Source organism: Bradyrhizobium genosp. SA-3 (assembly GCF_004212635.1).
Taxonomy (GTDB): domain Bacteria; phylum Pseudomonadota; class Alphaproteobacteria; order Rhizobiales; family Xanthobacteraceae; genus Bradyrhizobium.
This window is the reverse complement of record NZ_PSRT01000009.1, coordinates 77,620-99,670: the sequence shown is the minus strand read 5'-3', so window position 1 is coordinate 99,670 and position 22,051 is coordinate 77,620. Positions and strand designations below refer to the sequence as shown.

14 protein-coding genes are annotated in these 22,051 nt (G+C 57.6%); 6 read left to right on the top strand and 8 right to left on the bottom strand.

The window, feature by feature from the left end; translation table 11 throughout:
* The 3 genes from CWO91_RS04705 to CWO91_RS04695 all read left to right on the top strand — a co-directional run.
* On the top strand, positions 1-2,585 hold a 2,585-nt coding region (locus tag CWO91_RS04705; RefSeq protein ID WP_130212436.1), incomplete at its 5' end, for a DEAD/DEAH box helicase.
* Positions 2,586-2,596: 11 nt separating this feature from the next.
* Positions 2,597-4,171, top strand: coding sequence for an LA2681 family HEPN domain-containing protein (locus CWO91_RS04700; protein ID WP_130212435.1), 1,575 nt, complete (start codon positions 2,597-2,599; stop codon positions 4,169-4,171).
* On the top strand, positions 4,159-4,569 hold the full coding sequence (locus CWO91_RS04695; RefSeq protein WP_130212434.1) for a GNAT family N-acetyltransferase: 411 nt from the start codon (positions 4,159-4,161) through the stop codon (positions 4,567-4,569). Before CWO91_RS04700 ends, CWO91_RS04695 begins: the two co-directional genes overlap by 13 nt.
* A gap of 31 nt (positions 4,570-4,600) precedes the next feature.
* Here CWO91_RS04695 and CWO91_RS04690 read toward each other — a convergent pair whose 3' ends face one another.
* From CWO91_RS04690 to CWO91_RS04675, 4 genes are all read right to left on the bottom strand, one after another.
* On the bottom strand, positions 4,601-5,539 hold the full coding sequence (locus CWO91_RS04690) for a hypothetical protein (RefSeq protein WP_130212433.1): 939 nt from the start codon (positions 5,537-5,539) through the stop codon (positions 4,601-4,603).
* A gap of 302 nt (positions 5,540-5,841) precedes the next feature.
* On the bottom strand, positions 5,842-6,747 hold the full coding sequence (locus CWO91_RS04685) for a DUF4238 domain-containing protein (RefSeq protein WP_130212432.1): 906 nt from the start codon (positions 6,745-6,747) through the stop codon (positions 5,842-5,844).
* Positions 6,744-7,565: an HNH endonuclease gene (locus tag CWO91_RS04680; protein ID WP_130212431.1), complete on the bottom strand. Its 822-nt coding sequence runs from the start codon at positions 7,563-7,565 to the stop codon at positions 6,744-6,746. The genes CWO91_RS04685 and CWO91_RS04680 overlap by 4 nt, the downstream gene beginning before the upstream one ends.
* 218 nt (positions 7,566-7,783) lie before the next feature.
* Complete coding sequence (locus CWO91_RS04675) at positions 7,784-12,610, bottom strand: hypothetical protein (protein ID WP_130212430.1); 4,827 nt, start codon at positions 12,608-12,610, stop codon at positions 7,784-7,786.
* A 131-nt stretch (positions 12,611-12,741) separates the two neighbouring features.
* Between CWO91_RS04675 and CWO91_RS04670 the strand changes: the two genes are divergently transcribed.
* Positions 12,742-13,893: a DUF2971 domain-containing protein gene (locus CWO91_RS04670; protein ID WP_245471121.1), complete on the top strand. Its 1,152-nt coding sequence runs from the start codon at positions 12,742-12,744 to the stop codon at positions 13,891-13,893.
* 131 nt (positions 13,894-14,024) lie between these two features.
* Here the strand turns inward: CWO91_RS04670 and CWO91_RS04665 are convergent, their stop codons facing one another.
* Entirely contained in the window at positions 14,025-15,479 is a 1,455-nt protein-coding gene (locus CWO91_RS04665) for a UvrD-helicase domain-containing protein (protein WP_130212429.1), read from the bottom strand.
* Positions 15,469-17,199: an ATP-dependent nuclease gene (locus CWO91_RS04660; RefSeq protein WP_130212428.1), complete on the bottom strand. Its 1,731-nt coding sequence runs from the start codon at positions 17,197-17,199 to the stop codon at positions 15,469-15,471. The genes CWO91_RS04665 and CWO91_RS04660 overlap by 11 nt, the downstream gene beginning before the upstream one ends.
* 296 nt (positions 17,200-17,495) lie before the next feature.
* Between CWO91_RS04660 and CWO91_RS04655 the strand changes: the two genes are divergently transcribed.
* The gene (locus CWO91_RS04655; RefSeq protein ID WP_245471120.1) at positions 17,496-18,818 is read left to right on the top strand and encodes a DUF5623 domain-containing protein; all 1,323 of its coding nucleotides are present in this window, start codon (positions 17,496-17,498) and stop codon (positions 18,816-18,818) included.
* A gap of 175 nt (positions 18,819-18,993) precedes the next feature.
* Here the strand turns inward: CWO91_RS04655 and CWO91_RS04650 are convergent, their stop codons facing one another.
* Positions 18,994-19,887, bottom strand: coding sequence for a 3'-5' exonuclease (locus CWO91_RS04650; protein WP_165405223.1), 894 nt, complete (start codon positions 19,885-19,887; stop codon positions 18,994-18,996).
* 291 nt (positions 19,888-20,178) lie between these two features.
* Between CWO91_RS04650 and CWO91_RS04645 the strand changes: the two genes are divergently transcribed.
* Positions 20,179-20,361: a hypothetical protein gene (locus CWO91_RS04645; RefSeq protein WP_130212426.1), complete on the top strand. Its 183-nt coding sequence runs from the start codon at positions 20,179-20,181 to the stop codon at positions 20,359-20,361.
* A 529-nt stretch (positions 20,362-20,890) separates the two neighbouring features.
* On the opposite strand, the gene CWO91_RS04640 is transcribed toward CWO91_RS04645, so the two are convergent.
* Positions 20,891-21,979 carry a hypothetical protein gene (locus tag CWO91_RS04640; protein ID WP_130212425.1) on the bottom strand — a complete coding sequence of 363 codons (1,089 nt, stop codon included), beginning with the start codon at positions 21,977-21,979 and terminating at the stop codon, positions 20,891-20,893.
* Between the last annotated feature and the right edge of the window lie 72 nt (positions 21,980-22,051).

Below are 22,051 nucleotides of genomic sequence, written 5' to 3'. Positions count from 1 at the left end.
TTGATGCCGCGGTAAAAGCCGTAAACGAGGGCAACGATCTGGTCGTCTCCCTTCCGACGAGCGCGGGAAAAACGCGCATCGCCGAGCTCTGTATTCTCCGCTGTCTGGCTGCCGAGAAGCGCGTTGTGTTTGTGACACCGCTTCGCGCCCTATCGGCTCAGACCGAAAATACTCTCCATCGCACCTTCGGACCATTGGGCAAGACCATCTCAACGCTCTATGGAAGCATTGGCACGAGCGATTTTGAGACGGATGCGCTCGGCTCGCGAAACATCGTGGTGGCCACACCGGAGAAGCTTGACTTTGCCTTGCGAAATCAGCCGTCGCTCCTCGACGACGTCGGCCTCGTCATTCTCGACGAAGGTCATATGATAGGACTGGGCGAGCGCGAGGTGCGTTACGAGGTTCAAATCCAGCGACTCTTGAAGCGTCCCGACGCTGGCAATCGACGTATCGTTTGCCTATCCGCCATCTTGCCTGAAGGCGACCAGCTTGGCGATTTTGTCGCTTGGCTCAGCAACGATGACGATCAAAGCCTCATCAAGAGCGCGTGGCGGCCGACACGGCTGCGATTTGGCGAAATTATATGGTCGGCAAATCGCGCCCGTATGAATATCCATGTCGGCAATGAGAATCCTTTTGTTCCCGGCTTTTTCTCATCGAAAGCTCCGACACAAGGACAGCGGCGAAAACTGTTTCCGTCCGATCACCGGGAACTGGTTCTAGCCACCACGTGGCGGCTTACGGATGATGGACAAACCGTCCTGATTTACTGCCCCGAACGCAGGTCGGTTGAGCCCTACGCATCGGCGATAGTAAAGCTGAACGGGTACGGTCTGTTACCCTCGCTGCTGGGTCCGAATGAGGCAAGCATTGCTGTTGCTCTCGCTATTGGTGCCGAATGGTTAGGCGAGGACCACGATATCCTGACATGCCTCAAACTTGGTGTCGCAATCCATCACGGCGCACTTCCGACGCCGTTCCGGAAAGAAGTTGAAAAGCTTCTGCGTGACGGCATTCTCAGGGTTACGGTATCATCGCCGACGCTTGCGCAAGGCCTTAATCTCTCTGCCACAACGATTGTGATGCACGGCATCATCCGGAACAGGCAGCCTATCGAAGCCTCCGAGTTCCGCAACGTCATCGGGCGAGCCGGAAGGGCTTTCGTCGATGTGGACGGGCTGGTCCTCTTTCCATTTTTCGAGCCGAACGCACAACGATCCGCACAATGGGAAACGCTAAAGGCGGGCGACCAGGGCCGCGAGATGGAAAGCGGCCTGCTCCGCCTAATCATATCTCTCGTACAACGCATGTACTCAAGTCTAGGTGGCGACCTTGCCCAGTTGCTCGAATACATCCTCAACAACGCTCAGGTCTGGGATTTTCCCGCCGTTGCTGGCGAGTCCGCTGAGCGCAGGGACGCAGCGCTACGCGACTGGCAACAGTATCTAACAACGCTTGATACAGCCATCTTGAGTCTCATCGGCCAAAACGAAGTGCCCGATGACGAGGTCCCCGCCGAGCTCGACGCTATCTTAAGCTCATCATTGTGGGAACGGCGGCTCACTCGACGACCCCAAGAGAGTCAGCATATTTTTAAGAGCGCTCTATTAAGCCGCTCCAAGTTCCTTTGGCAAAACTCCACATCGACCCAGCGCCGCGCCTATTTCTTGGCGGGCGTGGGATATGAGACCGGCAAAAAGCTGGACGAAATTGCTCCAAACGCCAATGAGCTATCATTGCAAGCGAACGGGGCGGTTCTCACGGGTGACAATGAGCAGGCCATAACGGCGATTACGGCACTTGCAGAACTGCTTTTCGAGATTTTGCCGTTCAACCCCAATGTGCAGCCGGCTAATTGGCGCGACATTCTCCGCGCATGGCTCCTGGGCGAGCCTATCGCGGCGTTGGCGGAAAATGACGAGGATGTCCTACGCTTTGTCGAGGATGCCTTGATCTACCGATTGCCGTGGGGGATGGAGGCCATTCGTGTTCGTGCCCTTGCTTGCGGCGACCAGTTCGAGGACGGAACGGATCTTGATGACTATGAACTCAGCCTTGCAGTGCCAGCGATTGAGACGGGCACGCTGAATAGGTCGGCAGCCATTCTGATGCAGGCCGGATTTACCTCTCGCCTTGCAGCGATAAAGGCCATCTCCGATACTGACGCTGATTTCGATACATCTGAGGGTCTTAGAGAGTGGCTTCGGTCAGACGAAGTGGCTGCTCTTTCAGCGGATGTCGAATGGCCAACCGAGACCAGCCATGCTATTTGGATGAGCTTTCTATCGAGTTACGTTCCGCCAGACCGCACCGAATGGAGATCGTGGACCTATTCGGATAGCGCAAACTGGGTGGATATCAACAATCGCCCTCCAGCCGGAAGCGCTGTTCGCATCGTGAATGCCCAGGACGGCGGTACATTTCAAATACTGTCCCCAGACCATGAACTATTGGGGTCGCTGGCCAGCCCTCTTCATGCCGAAAGGAAGGGTCTGCTGCGCGCCTCTGTAAATGGAGATCGCACGAGGATTGAGATGTCGTATGTCGGTCCAGCCGACCTCGTACCCAGCCAGTTGGGATAGGACTTTCAGATATGTCCTCGGCGACGGACTTCGAGAAAATCTTCGAACGGCTCATGAAGCTGGACAATCTTGCCCGTTACGCAGATGCCAGGGCCATGGAGGCGCTCGGTTCTCTCATTGATCTGTCTTCGGATTTGGGCCGGGGTGATGGGCTTGATAAGGCGCTGGCGTGGTGCGACGAGCTGGAACAGCGGCCGCTGAAAGGCACGGATATTCCAACCCTCGATTACTTCCGCGCCAATGCATGGCACGCACGGCAACGCACGAAACATCGGGACCCCAATATCTCCTGGAGTTGGGGTCAGCCCGAAGCGCTTGAGCAGATACGGTTCCTGCGGAGGGCCACTCGCCATCCGGACTTCGAGAATCTCGACGCGGTGCGCCGGGCCCAGATCTTCACGAACCTCGCCAATCTCCTGAACTCGCTGGGGCGCTTTGTCGAAGCTGTCCCCATGTGGAGCCGCGCTCTTTCGGTCAATCCCCGATTTGGAATGGCGCTTGGAAATCGCGGTCTTGGCCTATCTGAATATGGAAGACGCCTCTATGACGACGGCCATACGGATGTCTTCCTGCTCTTTGCACATAAAGACCTCATTGCTGCACTTTCTCCAGACGCAGATTATGCCGGCTATCCTGACGACGACGCCAAGGCGGCCTGTGCGCATAGACAAAAACACATCGAACGCCTTATCGATTGCGCAGCCGTCGAGAAGTCCTTGCACATGGATGGCTATTCTTTGGGCGACAGCCCTGAGGAGCAGAACTATCGCCGATGGGTGCTGGACAACGGACTATTCCTAAACCCGCTCAACGATCTTGGACGGCATTCAATCAGCGCCAACGACATATTCGGCCTTCCAAGCTTCACAACAAAGATAGACGAGCCGCCAACGCTCATCGGCCTCTTCAATCAAATGAAGCAGGAATACATATCCGCCCGGTGGATGCTCTATGAAGGCGTGGAGGTTGACACGCCGCATTTCGCGGATCGAGGCGTGACGCTTCCCAACACGCTTGACTATCCGAGCTACTCCATTGCCGTTGAGAAAGTGAAGGCGGCCTTCCGCATCGCTTATTCGCTGTTCGACAAAATCGCGTTCTTCCTCAACGACTATGCAAAACTCCGCGTCAGTCCAAGGCAGATCTATTTCAAGACAATCTGGTACGACAATCAGGATTGGAAGCGCGGCATCCGCAAAGAGTTTCTGAACTCCCGGAATTGGCCGCTGCGTGGGCTCTACTGGCTTTCCAGGGACCTCTTCGATGCGGAGCTGCAAGCGACTGCCGAACCCGACGCGCAAGAGCTTTACATTATTCGGAATTGCCTCGAACACAGCTACCTCAAGGTCCATGAAATCTTGCTGCCGCGCACAGGTCCATCGGAATTGTTTTTCGATAGACTCGCATTCTCCGTGCAACGGGAGGACTTTTTCAGGAGAACTCTTCGGGTGCTAAAATTGGCGCGCGCCGCGCTCATTTATCTTTCATTGGGCATGCATCATGAGGAATTGCAGCGCCCGCCATCCAAGAACGGGCTTGTTGCCCCCATGGTGCTAGGCCTTTGGGAGGATGAGTGGAAATTCTAGCAATTACGCTCGTCGCAATCGGTGATGACGTTTCTTGCAATGACGCAGAAATTCGCAAGCGCATTGCCACCAGCAAACGAGGAAAGCGCACCACTCAGTATATCGCCTATCGGGACGGTTCCGAGATCGGCTTCGTCGCGCTCGACGATATTGCGGAGCTTGGCTGTCTTGTCCTTTACGAACTATTCGTTCCCGCCAGTCTCCGCGGCTCTGGCCTCGGCGCGCAGCTACTCGATAAGGTCGAGGCTATTGCCCGCACGGAAGGTTACGAGCGCGTGACACTTTATCCACGTCCGCTCGAGCCCGGATTCCCCGAGGAGCGCCTCATCGCGTGGTACCGACGTCACGGGTACACTACCCGGTCTGACTCCCAAACCGATTTGGAGAAGACGATATAGACTGGCTGACGAGCGGAAGCGTGCTCCCCGCTCAGCCTCCTGTGATTTTCCCTGCGCTGAAATCGAAATTTATCGGACACCAGCTTTTGTGGTGCTCATCACTGACAGCCAGGTAGATCTCCGACAGTGCCCATTCCGGCACAGCCACAATCTGAAAAAACGCTCCTGTTTCAATACCCCCATCGATGCCCGCCGCAGAACCGAACTGCGCCGTTATCATGACAAAGCAGGCGCTCACTGCGGCAAAGCAATGCGCCAACGTTGCTCTCTCAAAGCTGTTTTCTCGATCATGCTTTACCGCGTTGTACGCGTAGTACCACTCCAGATCCTGACTAGGCCTGCCGGTGTAGCCCCAGCCGCCAAATGGACGAACAGGTGAAAGCCAGGGGAAATTGGAGAATGATACCTCGTATTGGTCGAGCTTCATGGCGGATCGCAGATTCACGTAGTCGCGGGTATCATATCGGTCTCTTAGAGATCCGTTAGCGGAGAGAACGCCGCGCCAATGCATCTCTACCTCGGTGCACGCGAGAATCAGAAGATTTCTGATATCGTGCCCGTATGTTTTCAGCGTTCCCTCGCTTGGATGAACGGTTTGGCAAATCCGATCAAGCTGCCGGGTAAGTGCTTTCATTTGCCCGCGCGCGGTTGCGATGAAGGCGAAATCGCGCTCAACACCGGGATTGAAGCCGATAGGAGCGCTTGACCATTCATTCGTTGGCCGCGCCATCCGAGGGAAAAACTCTCCCGGCTTCAAGGGGCTCTTGTGAAATGGGCTTTGGCCATCTGTCGCAAACCAACTCGTGGCCTGACGCTTGATAGCATCCAATATCGGTTCGCCCGGCTGGGCCTTGAAGTATGTTCCAGCGCCGTTTTCGGGATTAGTTACGCCCAGGCACGTCGCCGACACATCATCAATTCTCCAAACCTGCAACGGCATCGCGTCGCTTGCACGTACATAGTAGCTCATAATGCACTTATCTCGTCAGAAAACATGGAGAACGGACCGGCACAACTCTTGTTCGCTCGCAGGTCTGGCGCTTGCCGGTGGGCGTGCAATCGTATGAAGGATACGACGTTTTATTTTTTCCAAGCAAGCGATTGGTTGCTGATGCGCCTGAAACTCCGCTCTTGTGCGGCTCGAGCCGCACGGGCTCGGCTTTGCAAGGGACAAACCTCTCCCTCGCGGCGCTTGCGCATAAGCGCCCGGTCGGACGGTTTAGGCACGAAAGATCGGGGGCGATGGACGGGACGGCCCCATTCTGGCATCATTCAGGCGGTACTATTTCTGCGGAATACTATTTTTCGTGGACTGTCCTTAAGGGTTTGGAAGTGAGCCCAAGCCATCTCCTCGGACAGGCCGTCCCGATCGGTAATCAAATGGCGGGTGGAGCTGCTGTGGCCGAACTGACCGACGAAATACCGACTTATCCCCCGTGATACGTTCGGCTCGGCCTCGAAGTTGGCGAAAGCATCATCAAAATCACCGAGGACAAGGCTAACCATCGTCGTCGGCGTCAAAGTCAAGATGTACTGAAAGGGCGTCATTCCGGGGAACGGCAGCCAAAGCCTCGGGTCTGATGGCGCGGGGATCACTAATACCGGCGTGCTCGATGAGCGAAGCCGAATCTTCGACCGCATAATCATGATCCCTGATCCACGAAAGTTCTGTTCCGTCCACTCCAGTGACGACGCCATATAGGTGAAGAACTCTTTCGCCAATTCGGGGGCGGATCGCATCTCCGAATACTGGATGCGCTCTTGGTCCGAGAAGGGAATAGGGCTGGCTGGCGACGCCGCAAATTTCGCGAGCTCCATATTGGTTGCATGATAGTGGGGAGTCCGCGCTTCCAAGTGCCGGATGAGCGCGTAGAGAATCGCTTTGTCGGATCTATCCAGCGCCTCGGTTCGCCCGCTTGCAATCTTTGCCCAGGTATCGCTTCGAGATATCGGCGTTTCGATGCGGCTGTTGATCCTGCTCTCAACCGATACCGGTATCTTTCCCTGCATGAAGACGTAGAGGTCACGCTCAAATCCGAGACTCTCGATTGAGCGCTCCGCCCAGACCGCAAACTCTCCGTTCTTCGCGACGGTCGTTATTTTCCGCTTCTCGGGGTCCGTTGCGAAATTGCGGAGGAAGAATTGCGGAACGTAATGGTGATCGCGAGGCTCGTTCATCTGGCTCGTCGTCCTATTGCGACAAAATAGGTTGGCGTCTCCAAAAGAGCGAGCAAACGAATGCGAACTGCGATGACGTCCTGGGACGGACCTTGGTCAGGGATTAGCGCCAACTCGTGAAGTCCTGCGCCCACCGGCTCAGTACCCGGGATCCCTCCGATATATTGCACACTATTTGATGTTTCTTCTCTCAGAATAAGCGGCAGAAGAAATGGTTGAAACGCTCCGACACCCATCTCTGCAACAGCAAACGCGTGCGCGATTTTCGCTAGCATTCGGAAAAATGGTGGCGCGATAAAATGGGCCTGCGGCTCGATGTAGGCGACGCCCAAGTGGCGAGTGAGCCTCTCCAGATGAGGCATGATCCCATCCTGAAAGGACGCAGCCCTAATCCAAAGCGTCTTCACTTTGGCGCCACGCTCCCCTTCTGTGACATCGCCCGTCAACTCATCCGGCATGGCTAGATTGGGAAACAGGATGAGAAACGGATAGATCTCCTGATCCACATCAATGAATGAAAAGTCGGAATCTGGAGTGAGCTTAACCTTCAGGGGAAGCTTCTCGGGCCTTTGCTTCTTACGACGTGTGGGCAGCGAGTAATACATTCGCAGCGGTCCAAGCATGGTGCGAAGCACAACCCCCTCGAATGTGGCCGTGATGGCTGCACAAGGTCGGCAACTCGCTTTTGGCAATAACCAGCGGCCGCCGAGTCCTAATGGAATAATATGCTCGTCCGTAAGAGCATCTTCGCAACCGCAGTAGATACAACGGTTCGCCGGTGGATACTTCCGGTCAGAATGGAGCGGCAATTGAAACATCAGCCATCTTAGCTGACGCCACCTGATTCGCACTCATGTAGCACTGGGCCGCTTACCTACAGCGGCTCGAAGGGGCTGCGCAAAAACCTACTCCGGCTGTGTGCGCGCCCTGCACCACGGTGCTGATCCACGCCCTTGTCCGGCGCGTGGACGAGGCGGGCTGACCTTTCTAAGACAAGCGCGACCACTTGCCAGCTTCGAAGCATGCTGCACCCCGCCTAACGGTGGGGCTTCCGCTTCGCTTTTTTTGCCTTCTTTGGCACTAGCCGCGCCGCTCTCTTTGCGCGCTTCGGCTTCACCTTGGCCTTGGCCTTTGACTTGGCCTTAGGCTTCTTGGCTGTTGCCGTGCGCGCTGGTCGTGAAGCGCCGCTCTTCCTGGTTGAGCCCTTCTTCTTCCCCCCCGATGCGGATGACGGCTTTTTCGCGCGAGCTGGTGGCACGGGCATGCCGGGCTCATCATAGAACCTTTCGAGCTGCTCATGTCTTGGCTGTTCGCGTTCCACAAAATCGTTGCGATGGAATTTGCCATCGGCCAGCCAATAGATGGACGTAAAGCTCTTTGAGCCGCCCCAGCCCTCGCGGTGCTTTCTTCCGCCGTGCGCTTCCTTCTCCCCGGCGATAATCCAGATGGCTTCAAGCCCTTCACGTGCGAGGAACGACAGAAACGCGTCACGGTCCACCAGAGCGGCGCCAGGTCCCGCTTCGTGCGTTGACGGATCGAAAAAGAGTATCGTACCCCCATCATCCGAATAGGAAAGGTCCCGCCCGTTTGAAAGGTGCAGCTCAAGCCCGGCAATCAGCCCCGGTGCAGGCACGCTGAAGCTGAAGGATTCCTCGATTGAATAGTCGTGACCACTGCGCTCCGCGAGATAGTCTGTAACCATAAGCTGAATATCAACGACCAATCCGTTCCAATCTTCAGGGCTCATCCACGCGGACAAATCGTGATACAGCGGATGCCAGGGGTATTCGCCAATATAGCCGTCAGACGACTTGTCCAGTTCAGGCAGATCGGAATGCCTTCTAAATAGCTTGCCGGATAATTCCTGTACAACCTTGTTGCGGTCTGCGGCTCGCACCAGAAAGCAGCGAATCTCAAATGCCGTTTGCCGGTCGAGCATCCGCTCACCTTCTCGCATGACCCAGCAGTTCCAGCGCTCGAACTCATCGACGACGAGCCATGTCCGGCCCGTCTTCGGATCCGTCACGCTTAGCAACGATGCGTCATTGACCATATCGTCCGGCGTATCGAGCCACGCGAGACGCGCCTCAGGCGACATTGCGCGGAGGTTCACCTGAGCCGGCATCCACCATGTCCGGTCGCTCTGCCGGGCTTCCTTCGGGCTCTTTGTGACAAAAAGGGAGGGATCGATATCACGCCGGCTCACCTGCCATGGCCCCTGAAAGATACGCAGCTCGTCGTCGCGACTCGATCCAACGAAGCAAAAGTTATCGCCTAAACGAGCTAGCAACTCGTGAAAGGCTATCCATTGATACTTTTTCCCAATGCGCTCGATCCGATGATTCGTCCTGTCTCTGTTCCCGTAATTTCGGTCAAATTCTCCGAACAGTTCCGGTGTCCAGCCGAAATCGTGGGCACGCTTGCAAACCCAACGCCGCGCCCGCATCCGTTCAAAGGATGGTGGCCAGACGTAGTAACGCTTTGCGCCGCGCAAATCGTTGCGAACAACATGGCGAGCCCGGCTATTGTACTCCAGCCATTCGGCCTCACCCAAAGTGGCCCGCAACCGCGCTTCCGCTTCATCGACGGCTTGCTCGAACCGGCTCACATCCTCTTCTTCAAAATCTCCGTTGTCTTCGACTTCATCTTTTTCCTGCCCTGAGTCATCGACGGTCAGGAACTTGAACCTGAAAGGAGCTATGGGTCCCTGATTGGCCCGCCACGCATCGCAGGCTACGATGAGTTCGCTGAGACGCGCTTCCGCATTCGGGATCCGGCCAACCACATCGCTGACCCAATTGCGATAGATTTGCTCCTGGCTCTGCTCAATGAGGGTGATTGGAAACGCGCTAAATTTTCCGACCGGGCCGTCAACAACATAGCGTGCGAAATCTCCGTCGTTCACGCTGGAGTTCACGATATCATCGCGAAAGCTCTTTCCTGGGGCGTATTCCTGCACATAGGTCGCAATGACGGCATCCGGCACATCCTCAATGCCCGATGGGCTGCGATACGGAGGCCGGGCCCGTGTTAGATCGACGCCTGCCGGCAATACGCCCCTCATATAGGCAAGCTCGATAATTCCGCGTGCGTGGTCACGAATAAGGACGTGGACAAGCGCTTCATCGCGATCGAACACGCAACGGTACGCCGCTTCCGCCAGCTCACCCAACCCATCCTTCACCATTCCCTGCAAGGCGGCCCCATAGGCGGCAGCCATGACACGGTCGAGGATGTAGGGATCATCGATATTCTGAAAACGACGAATGAGGCTCACCGCCATTGTCAGCCGCGTGGCCAGCAACGCCGCCAGCGCCTTCGTAGCCCGGTCCCGGATAAGACGGTGGCTTGTCGTAAACAGCCAGCTCAACGCGATGGCGGCAAGTTCGGCGCGTGTCTCTTCGATTACTTCAAAGCCGTTCTGGAGAGTCCAGCTAATCAAGGTCTCGATGGGGCTGTCCTCTTCGTCGCCCTCCTGAGCAACATATATCGACCAAATCTTGTCCCGCTGCGGCATAGCTCGCTTGACAAGCCTTCCGTGCAAATATTCAGCATTAAACGCATTGTCCGGCTCGCTCGCGACGGCAAGCAGCGTGCGCATGGCCTCGTTACGGCCCGAGGAGCGCGAAGCATCCTTCAACAAATCAAGGGTTCGCTGCGTGAATGCACGCTGCTCGCGCCAAAGCACACTGCCAACAAACACGCGCAGCAGGAGCGGCTTGTTCCGCGGCCTTGGCATGGCGTCCGGGAGTTCGAGCCCGCAGCGCTCCGGCAACTGGACCGCCATCGCTTCCAGAACGCCCGCATGCTGATAAGCGTTCTCGTTTTCGAGGTAGGCCGCCAACGGCGTCCCCGGCAAAAACGAATCCTTCGGCACCGATACATCAAGATGCTTGTCAAGAAGCTGGCGCGCAATGCGATGGTCGCTATACCGCTCGAACGAAAAGCGCACGATGGGGACGATAGCCCCACCATCTCCCGTCACGGGTTCATCCGCCAAGACTCCTTCGCTGACCAGCCTGGCGAGCAGACTTCGTTCAAACACGCCATGCGCCGGAGCGATGGCCTCCATGAGCGCATCGGCCTTATCGTATTCGAGGTAGCCGCGTTCCCCCTCATCGAAAGCGGCCGCAAGCGTCTCCAGCGCTTTGGCGACCCTGCCAAGCTTATGGTCGAGCCCGAGCTGCCGCTCGACGGATTTTGCAACGGCTTCCGAGTAGAAGCCGAAGATCTCCGTTACCCCGCGCATGCCGCGTGGAAATTCCTGAATCTGTTCCTTTTCTAGATAGTCACAACAGGTCTTGAGAAAGAGCGGGTTCTCAAATTCCGGGATAAGGTTCGGTGCCGCCATGCGCACAATGCCGCGCTTATCAAGATAGTAGCGGGCGGCCTCTGCCGCACGGCCGGCAAATCCCACATGCTCGACTTGAGTCAAATCGGGCCCAGGGCCCGCCGGCAGGATGTACGGCAAATAAGTCGAGCGGCACGACAAGGCGAGGGCGACGCGCGGGAAATCCTCGATGGTCTTGAGAAACGCGGCCAGCCGGTGTGACCAGATGGCGATTCCATGCCGCTCGTTGATGGCGTCGACAAAAATGACGGCCCGGGCACCTGCCGCCTGCGCTGCGGCGTCGAGGGCGCCGAGGAATTTCTCTACAGAGATTTGCAGATCAAGCTGCTTGATGATTTGCGCCCACGGGTCGTCATCAATCAGCGTGCCGCCGAGAATAAGAAGCGACGGGCGGCCATTCGCGACCTGATGATCGACGGCATCCCCGAACAGATGTGATTTGCCGATGCCGGCCGGCCCTGTCACCAACGCCCGTCGGCCGTTCACCAGGCGCCAGCTATCACCGGCCACCCCGTCGATGATGACGTCCAACGCTTCCTCGAGCCCGCGCATCTCGTGGTACAGGTACCGTACATCATCGTCGCTTTTCGGAGGCGGCGGATTGAGATTACGAACAGTCCGCATGGCTTGCCCGGCCGCAACCAGCGCATCGCTCCCTAGCGACTGAAGGCGCTCAACGGGAAACACATAGGCGGGATCATCCGGCGTCGCCGACAACAGCGAGCTGAGCGCGCTCGTCGTTGCCTCAACCGCCGCGATTTCGGCTGCCAGTACCGCGCCCGCGTTTAACCGGTTCAGACGATCGATTACGTCGTAACGGGCCTCTTCCAGTTTCTCACCCCACGCCTGCACCTCGTTGACGAGGGCCGGGTCACGGCACAGGCCGAGGATGGTACGGCGGATAGGCAGCTCGACGTTCGTTTCAGGAATATAGCGCTGGCCGAGGCTATCGCGTGCCCGCTCAAACCGGCTCTTAAACCACGCAGAAGTGAGAAAGGTCTCATCGAACCAGAAAGCCGCCCTGCCCGAATAGAGCGGATTGTCGCGGCCCAACCGTTCAACCAGTTCGGAATGCCCCCAGAGCTCGATGGTGAGTTTCCGTTTGGCCTTTGTTGCCGCGGCTCGCCATTTTTTGACCCAATCCCGCCAGCGCTCAAGTTGGGTCTTGCCTTTACCGGAACGCTGGTCGAACAGATCAAAGGGTATGCAGACAATATACCGGTTGAGCCGCGGATGCTTGGCCAGCCCCTGCTCGATGGACTTGTCGAGCTGCGCAACCTGACCTGCGTCAAATTTGAAGAAATACTTTGTCTGCCAGCCCGTCTCCGAGCCGTCGCCGTGCCGCATAAAGCACTCGACGCCTGCGTCCGCTCCGACGCCCTTCCGGTAGAAAACATCACCCGATGACCGGGGCTCCAGCGCTGCAAGCTGCGAGCACAGCTCCTCGAAGGCGTAGTTTTGAGACCCTCCGAAGGAACGAATGCGTTGGAAGTCGAGATGGACTGCTGCCACTTGGGCGCCTCGATTGCTGGATTGATGGGGACGTAAAATTGAGGGTACGCATAGTGTTCTGGGCGCATGTCCCAAGATCGCGTAACAATACTAGATTCGCCTGTATTCAGCCCACGATTGGATACCTGCCGATGTTAGGAAAGAGTGGCAAAGGCTCCATCTCAACCGACATCTTGCTGCGGATAGATGCCTCCTGCGACTGGGCGCTGGCCCATACGAACCGCCTTGCGCAGTGCTACGTCGAAACCCACCGTGTTGCTACTTATCCGATTCGTACCCAAAACCCGCGAACCCGAATCGTGGCTCAAGAGGAAGCAATGGCAGAAAAGCGAAGCATTCCGAGGCGGCTGTTCAAGTACCGCGCGTTCAACAATCTCACACTCGATATGATCATTGCGGACAATCTATTTTATGCCGATCCGAGCACGTTCAATGATCCGCTCGACACGCGGCCCTCGCTCAACACCGATCTTCCTGCCTCGGATCTCGAGCGCGCACTACGCCAGCTCGTCGAGCGGCGTTTGAGCGCGGAGATGACAGCCGCGGCCCAGACAATCAGGTACAAAGGTCCGAAAACCCTGGATCATATCGATCGACTTAGCCGCTTACAGGCCGATCAGGTCATCTCGGAAATAAGCTACAACGCGACCGACCCAAGCTATGAAATAGACGACCCTCTTCAGTTTCTGCTCGGCAACTATCTGGAGAAGGAGCTGCTGCTGCAATATGACAAGGGCATTGTATCTTTGGGTCAGCGCGCTACCTGCCCGTTGATGTGGAGCCACTATGGCGATCAGCATCACGGCGTCTGCATCGGCTACTCGGTGCCGCCTGATGCGCTCGATGATCTCCATAAGGTTCAGTACGGCGGCACGCGACTCGTCGATGCCAGCAAAGTCCTGGCTATGCTCGACGGCGACAAGGACGCCCGTCGTCAGGTCGACGAGGCCGTTCTGTTGCGAAAGGCGACGAGCTGGCGATACGAGCAGGAATGGCGTTTGATTGGACCGCGCGGGGTGCAGCGTTCCCTACTGGAGCTCGAAGAGGTGATTTTCGGAATGCGCTGCAAGGAGGCTGTGAAGTACGCTATCGTCACGGCGCTGGATGGCAGACGACGGCCTGTTCGTTTCTATGAAATGCGCGAACTCCACGGGACTTTCAATTTGAAAAAGTATCCGCTGGAAGACGGAGAAATGAGGGCCTTTTTTCCGAGGCGATCTCGTGACATCCACGAAGCATTCCAATCCATCGCCGCTGCCCAGAGGGAGGGGCAACCGTCCTGATGGCTCTGCCTTCACTAAGGTCCGTATGCCGAAACTCCTGAGCACGTACGGAGACGAGACTCAACCTATGTGCAAAACATACATCGATAGATCTTCTCCGGTCGCCGACCTGCTTATAGAGCGCGGCTTTGTTATGCTTGATCTCGAGACGGCAGGAATCGCTCCGCCGGGGAGATGATCCGAATGCTCGTCGTCGCCCGGGTCAGCGCGACGTACCAATCCTTCCTCGTCATCGAATCCTCTGCGATAATGATCGCTCGTTCAAACTCCAGACCCTTCACCAGGAGCGTGCTGCCGATGCTTCGGTCGCCGAGGCGGCGCCCCGCATGCCTCATTCGATTTTGAACTTCCCAAATCGCGATACTCAGCGTGGCAAGTTGGCGCGTCGCCTTCAATTGCAAGGCTGACCGCATCGCGTAGAACATCTCACGACGATACAGATAAACGCCGGGTCTGTCGTGGAGAGTTTGCAGAAGGGCAAGAATGCTCGATTCCGAACCGCTGGAGATCACGGCGTCGCTGAGCGGGAATAGCGAACCGAACTTGGCCTGTCCGAGGCGCCGACCCTGCTGGCGGGCTCCGAGCGCTTTGAGGAACTCCGCCCTTTCGAGGCCCGTCAGGCATTTTGACGCGAAGTCCACGATTGCTTTTGCTCGGGCCAACCCGGTCGTCCGATCGATCGTGTTGGCGGCGGCGTAGAGGGTCTTGCAACTGATTGCTTCGAGGCTGCTAAAGCCCTGCTTGGCGAGTTTTTGTGCCAGTGCGGAACGCCGGTTCTCGCTTGTGCTGTCGCCGATGACGATCAGGCTGCCTTGCACGGGGTCGCGCATGGAAGCGAGACATTCGCCGACGATGGCTCTCTGACGGCGTTGAGATGCCGCGGGCAGAGAAGTCCAAGTTACACATTGTGGTCTTGATCGCAGGTCGAGATCGTTGCCGTTCTCAAGGGCGGTACGGACGCCCTGCAGCCACTCGGCCAATTCTAGATTTTCCGCGTTCTTCCAGCGCCATGGTGTCAGAAGTTCGGCCGAATGCTCAAACAGGGGGAATATGTCGCTATCCCAGTCGACCGGTTGCTGATCTCCGAAATCGAAGATCGCTTGCAATGGATCGCCGAACACGCAAGTCGGCAGAAGGTTGGCGAGCCGTGAAATAACTTGATGCTGCTGTTTGGTGCAGTCTTGATATTCGTCGACGAAGCATCCTCTATAGGATGCGAGCAGGACGCCATCGACTGCGCCGCTATCGAGCAGGCGCGCGCCGGCATGGTAGACATCGTCCCAGTGGGCGCTTGTAGTCGGCACAAACCCAGCGAACCCCGAACGTTGTGGAAAGGATGCCGCAAATCGCAAGCACCAGCCGGCAATGGTGTCGATGCGGTACTTTGCGGTCGGAACTTGGTGCTTGCGCAGGCGTCTGGTCAAGGCATCGACGCCGGCATGTGTGTGCGTGAGGATCAGCCGGCGCCCATCGGAGCTTCCGACTGCGAGTGCGATCTGTTCCGTTTTTCCGCATCCAGCGGCAGCGACAATGCTGCCACGGCGGATGCTATTGGCGAGCCGGGCAATATCGTCATCAACTGCCATCGACCCACTCCCTCATTGCGGCAATACCTGCGCTGAGAGGTTTGTCGGAAATAGCGCCCAGATGAGGCCCGATCAGCGCGGCCAGCCGTTCGCCGCGCTCGATGGTTTTGAACCATTTCTTGTTGTTCGCGACCTTGCCGAGGATGCGCCGGACCTGCGCGGTATCGCGGTCACGGCCGAGTCTGACTGCTGTGGCAGTAGGAAGCCCAGCTGCGGATAGGGCGTTGTCGATGACGGCTCTCACGCTCTCCATGCTGCTGAATTCAATGGCGAGTGCGATCATCGAGCGTATACACGCCCAGGGAAGGTCGAGAAACAGGCGTTCTTCCGTCGAGCACGTGTCAGGCCATTGGTGAACAACCACGCCTTTCGCCTTGGCGCGTTCCAGATCTGTCGCATTCGGTTCTTCGTCGGAATCCAAGAGAAGCCAGACCTTATAGCCAAGATCGCGCAAATGTTCGGCGACAAGGGGCGCATTGTCCTTGCCTCCCCCATCGATTGCGACCGTCGCTTGCAAGGCAAAAGGGTCCTTGCCGGATGCTTGCCACCATTCATCCAAGCCACGGGCGAGTCCTTGTTCTGTACGACCTTCGCCAACCAAGATCTTACGGGCGAGGAATGCCTCGGGATTTCCTCGGAGATGGCGTTGTGCTGTGTCGGAATCCCTTGCAAAGGCAAAAACGGATTTAACGGTCGTGATGCCGGCAACGGACCGGACTGAAAAGATATCGGCCGCAGTCAGCTCGCGGATCACGACCGGAGAATGTGTCGTTGCAAATATCTGAGGCTGTGCCGCGTCGGGGGCGGCTTTGGGCGCCTTGAGGTATCTCAGTAGGCGAGCGATACGATGCGGCTCGAGGCCGTGCTCGATCTCATCGATGATCGCAACATGCGGAGGACCGGCGTCGTGCTGCAGAGCGGATACAAGGAGACGTGCGGAGCCTGTGCCGAGCCTGCGCAATGGCAAATCGCCATCATGAAGTGAGATGCCACCTGAAGTGATGCTGACACCCTGTACGTCGAGCTCCGCCGTAAACTTGCCCCGCACCGGGACTGCGAAGAGCTTGCTCAGCTCCTTCGCTCGATCGACTGCGCTCTTGAAGACATTCCGGTCGCCGGCTTTGAAGGAGGAACGGGCGGCACGTGCCGCTTCCGCGAGTTGCAGGCTGAAGCCATCGCCTGCCTCGCCGATGCGAGTAAGCACCGAGGTCCGACCCCAACCTAGGTGTCGTTCTGCGTAGGGACCGAGGCGGTTCGTCGCGAGCTGCTTGGCGTCCTTGAACCGGACCGTCGGTGGATCGCTGTCGAGCGCGTCGATTCTGTCATTATGTATCGACCACCGGGCCTCCAGGGTCTGATCGATAACGACGTTGATCGAGAGCACTTCCTCCAAGCCTGTTCCCGGCTCATCGATGATTTTTTGGGCCGAGGCATCCCAGCCGCGGAGGTGGAGCCCATATCGATCTTCGGCCTTGAAGTGCGGTGGCAGGTCAGAAAGCGTTACGGTGATCCGGATCGGCGCCTTTATGTCGAGATCGAAGAAATCGCAGTCGTCAGCAAAAATGTAGGACCTGGGATTGAGGCACAGCTCGATCGCGTCCAGCACGGTGGTCTTGGTCGAATCCCCGGGGCCAATGAGACAATTCATGCCGGGGGACGGTGCCCATTTCAACGTTTTGATGCCGCGGAAATTTTCTACTTCCAAGTAGACGATACGCATTCATTCCCCCCAGGCCGAGCCGCACAACCTATCCCTCAGTTTGACGCTGCCACGATCTCAGGTCCCTCCAGGAGAGGTAATACAGTAGCGCAACCTGTGGTCCTCCCAGATCCTGGGTGCATCCTTTCCCGAAGGTCTCGGTCGTGGTATCTTTCGAGTCGGCTCCCGGCAGGAGCCTGCCGCCCGTCGTAGCGAAGCCGTTGAGGCGCTGTCCAGATCAATCGTTCCCGCCATGTCATGTCGGGCTCGAGAGGTGGTTGACGGGCGACGCTTCGCTAAGGGCCGGGAGACCTGACGTGTCGAACGATCACATTCGTCCGTCCTCTATTGAGGGCATCAAGCAGCTCGCCAAGCGATTCAAGAAGTCTGACGGCATTCAGCATGCTGTCGCCTTGGACAAGGCATCAAAGGCGGCCGGCTTCGAAAATTACAAGCACGCACGGCGCAAACTTGGAGACGGCCTCGCAGCCCCCGGGCCGTCGGCCGAACTGTACATCTCCGTTCTTTGGCGGGATCGTACGACCAAGGTTACGGGCTGTGAGATCCTGAAAATGCCGCTCGGCAGACCTCTGGACGCGCTTGTTAAGCCGGCGCAATACAAAGCATCGCGGGGGCTGGGTACGATGCGCCGAGAAGGTCCTGATCATCTCGCAGACACATATACCGCGTCGTCGCAGGAGGCGGCGCGGGAGGCTGCGTGCGAGGCCGCCAGGACTATTCAGTTTATTGAGGCGGCCCGATTGGTCCCGTCAAAGGCGAAACGATCTTTCCCCAGAGGACAAGTCCAGCATCGGATGCCGGGCTCCGATCACGATGCAGCGTGGTTCGACCCCGCAGCGAAGACCTTCATCCGCACCAATGAGCCTTACGCCCAGCGCATCACTCGCGAGCAGAAGGAATGGGCTGACCGACACGGTTGGGTGGTCGCGATTTCGCCGTGGAAGGGAATGTATCGCCCTGACGGCGGGACATCGCTCTCTCTCTTGGCCGATATGTCCAAGGGGTATCTGCTGGAGCCGATTATCTCGCGATTGGCGGACGCACCGGCTCCCATCGTGGCGTCGGCCTGGGATGGCGAGTCGAAGCCGATCGTGCCGGCCTTCGTCAGCCCGGGGCAGGCGGCGGAGATCGAGGCCAAGGCGCGCGAGGTCAAAACAGCTGGCGAGCGGCGCGGCTCCAACAACTCGGTCCCATATAGCATGTTTCTTTCGGGAGCGCAGCGCCGGCCGAAGACGCGCATGCCGATTGAGGGGCACAAACTGGTCGGGCGACTGCTGAAGTCGATCCTGATTGGGACGAGAGCACGCGCAGGAGTTCACCGACGCGTCGACGCGATCCGCTGCGAGCTCGATAACTGGGTCCAGTGTGAATATAAGCGCGACGAGCTTTCGGATGACGTGTTTTTCGATCTCTACTATCACGAACTTCCCGAGGGAGACGCACTCGCCGTGGTACCCATAAGCTGGGATCGGCACATTGTGAATCTTGACGAGGTTAAGGCTACACTCGTCCGGTACTATCCTGATTGCCTGCCGCTGCGCCAATTGCTGAAGAAGGCCGATCTGCGATCGCATCTCTTCGCACTTGGAATGTCGCCCCAATGCCTACATGAACTGTAGAAGGGACATCAATCGAAATCGGGATCCCGACGATCGGTGGGCGTCTCTGACCGAACAATCGCCTTCGGATGAATAGGCACAACGCAGGCGTTTGATCCGGCGTTGTGCCTACAATCCCCTCAATACCTGTTGCCGATCTCGTAGAGATTTCGGCATCGAGCAGCACCGCGCCCCACTAGACCCTGACGGAAAAGCGATTGAATGCAGTCAGGCTCTGAATGCGCGGTTCAAGCTCCCGCTGATAGATCGTCTTTTGCAAGAACTCGATTTCCGCGTTTTGATCGCCGTCATCGACATCGATGTACCATGACTTTGGCCGTCCATCGGCGCCGTCACTCCAGCGATATCCGCGTCGCTTGAGTTCATCCTTCAGCTCGAACGGCGAATGCTCGGCCCAGATCCTAATGGTCTTGCGCCGCGCGCGTTCCAGTAGCACGGAAAGAACAGTCCGATTGTGATGGGGGAGCTGCAGGGCTAGAATCTCGAGGAGCGCGAGGCAGTCATCGACGGCGCGATGAGCCTCATGAAACAGGCCCGCCTTCATCAGCAGATAGGGCAGTCGTGAGCCTTCGAAACCATGGTTGCGCCATTCAATCTCGCTAACCGAGCACGCCCACGCTCGATATTCAAACGACGGACAGTAGCGCTCGATGAACTTGCGATCGAAAGCGGCATTGTGGGCAATGACGACAACAGCATCCGCCGCGAAGGCGGCAACGCGATCCGGGTCAAGGCTGTGGCCATCGACCATCTCGTCGGTAATCCCCGTGAGAGCCGTAACCTCCGCGGGGATGGGCACCGACGGCTGGTTGAAGCAGCTGAAGGTATCGAGAACTCGGGTAGTCCGGCCGTCCGGCAGGTAGGCGAACTTGACCATTCCGAGCTCGATGATCTGATCGCGGGCCGGATTCAGGCCGGTTGTTTCGACATCCAGCAGGAGAGCGGTCTTGACTGCTTCACCGTTGCTCGTAGCGAATTCTGATCGCGGAATGAGCCGGCGCAAGACGCGATAGTCCGGCGATTGCTCGAGCACAGCCGCCATTTCGGACAGGGTCAGGGGATCGGTCATGTTCATGGCCACTAGATGAAACCGCGCTCCGTTCGCGCCTGAGTGCACTCTATCGGATGCGATCGTGCGAGGCATCGGAGCCTGTGGATAGCTCTTCGCCCGGTGCACGTCTCGCAGCTAACGATCCGACGGAAATAAGCCGATGCAAATGCCCATCCTTGATGGGCTCCGCGGCGAGCATCGATCCACAACGTGCGATGACCGATCGTCACTGCTGCGTAGGTGGCTCTAGCGTGGTCTGGGCGACTCACGCTACCAATCATTCCCAATTACCTCACCAATGGGAATGAAATGGTTGCAGCCACGCGTGAACTGCCGGCTTCTGGTTATGGGCTTGAAGTGGACGGCCGACTCAAAGCCGAATTTGCGACCAGAGACGGCGCCAGAGCAGGTGGAGAAGAACTCAAGAGGCGCTTTCCCATGCTTCAGATCAGAATCTATGATGCGCAGACGCATGCGCGCGAGGAAATCTAGATCCGCTGGGTTTAATCTAGGCGGAGTTGCTCCGTTTGCGCGCGTGCGGCTGCTGCGCAGCGGGCTCTCGTGAACCGAGCCGCTTCGCGTCTCGGCCATCCGGCTTCGATCCCTCGCGCAAGGACTGAGGAACTCGTCGCCCGGGGCGCCCGGGAATGGTGCCCGCCTGCGGCGACCGCTATCGCTGCCCGTTCTTGGGTGCCGCTATTGAACCGGTCTCGTCGCTGCAATCGGACCGCTGCTCCTTCGGGTCGCGATGCTTCATGCTCTCCGAGTGCCTCTTTCATTCTCCCACTCTGCCGCTTTGTCTACATCTTGGCCGAATTCCCCAGCATTCCCACGAGAGTTCTGAGGGCACTGCCGCGCGCGCCGGGGCAAAGCGCCGGCCGACGCCTGTGCGACGGAGGCGGCTCCTTTCCCTCAAGTGCGGGTGGGGCGGCGCTTCCGGATGGACCCGAGGCAGCAAATCTCTAGTCTACCATGGAAGGTGACACGCGATGCACGCAACACGTTCAGTGGGAGCGAAGTCTTACTGGTTGCCCATGACGGTGAACTGGACGTCGTTCAGATAATCGCCATTTCCGCGTTGCGACCCACCCAGAACATAGAGAAAATTGTTGTATTGCACTGTGGCCTGACCCCAGCGGGGCACAGCGAATTGATGTGTGTCGAACACAAACCGCCCGGTTTCACTGTCTGGCGCGAGGGGGGCAAATTGCACGTTGTTAAAGTAGTTGCCCTGTCCGGCATTACCGCCGAGCACAACGAGCGACGGCCTCCCAGCCGCTAACGTGACAGTCATTGTATGACCGTACAGCGGCATGTTCAGTCTGGCTGCATTGGTGTGCCAAGCGTCAGGACAGCCGTCATCCCTGATTGGAGCATATTGGACATCGCTAAAAACGTCTTCAATTAGCAGGTCACCCCATCCTCCAACGACATAAAGTACGCCTTTGTTCACGGCTACGCCTGGAGCTGAACGGCCACCTTTGAGATGAAATGGACATAGTTTCCACTGGCCGAGCGAGCCATCGGAATTGATCTCTGCGGTCTCGATTGTATCGAAATGAACGGTATCCTTGCCAACCTCGCCGACGCCGGCGATCGCCGCGAGATAGCTCGTGCCCGACGTCGTGGCGTATATCTGCAACGCGAGATTAGAACGAGGTATAGCGAGCTGGTTGGGACTGGTAGTCCACGACCCAAGCATACCGTCGGGCATCACGCGGGCGTACTGAGCGTCGGCACGCGTCCCCTTATTCGAAAAGCCGCCTACGACGTAGATGAAGCCCTTGTGGACAGTTACGCCCATTCCCGAGCGCGCCTCGACGAAGGGCGTTGTCTTCGCCCATGCGCCTTCGGCGATCGCACCATCGTTCCCGAGAAGCGCAGTCTGAACATCGTTGTACAGGGTGAAGCTGTTTCCCGAAGCATACAGGCCTCCTAGGATGTAGATCCTGTTATTGACGAGAGCCGCGGCATGTGAGGTCCTAGGACCATCGAACGGCGTTGTCGTCTTCCAGGCGGAAAACGTGAGTTGGTCGCCGCGCGCGGCGGCCAGTGTCGCAAGCAGCGAGATCACAGCGATGGCGCAATATATACGCACGGCATTTCGCATGAGACTAACTCCGACAGATCAGTTGAGCGCTTTGCTTGTAAGCACCGTTGAAAGAACCAACCGATGCTGCAA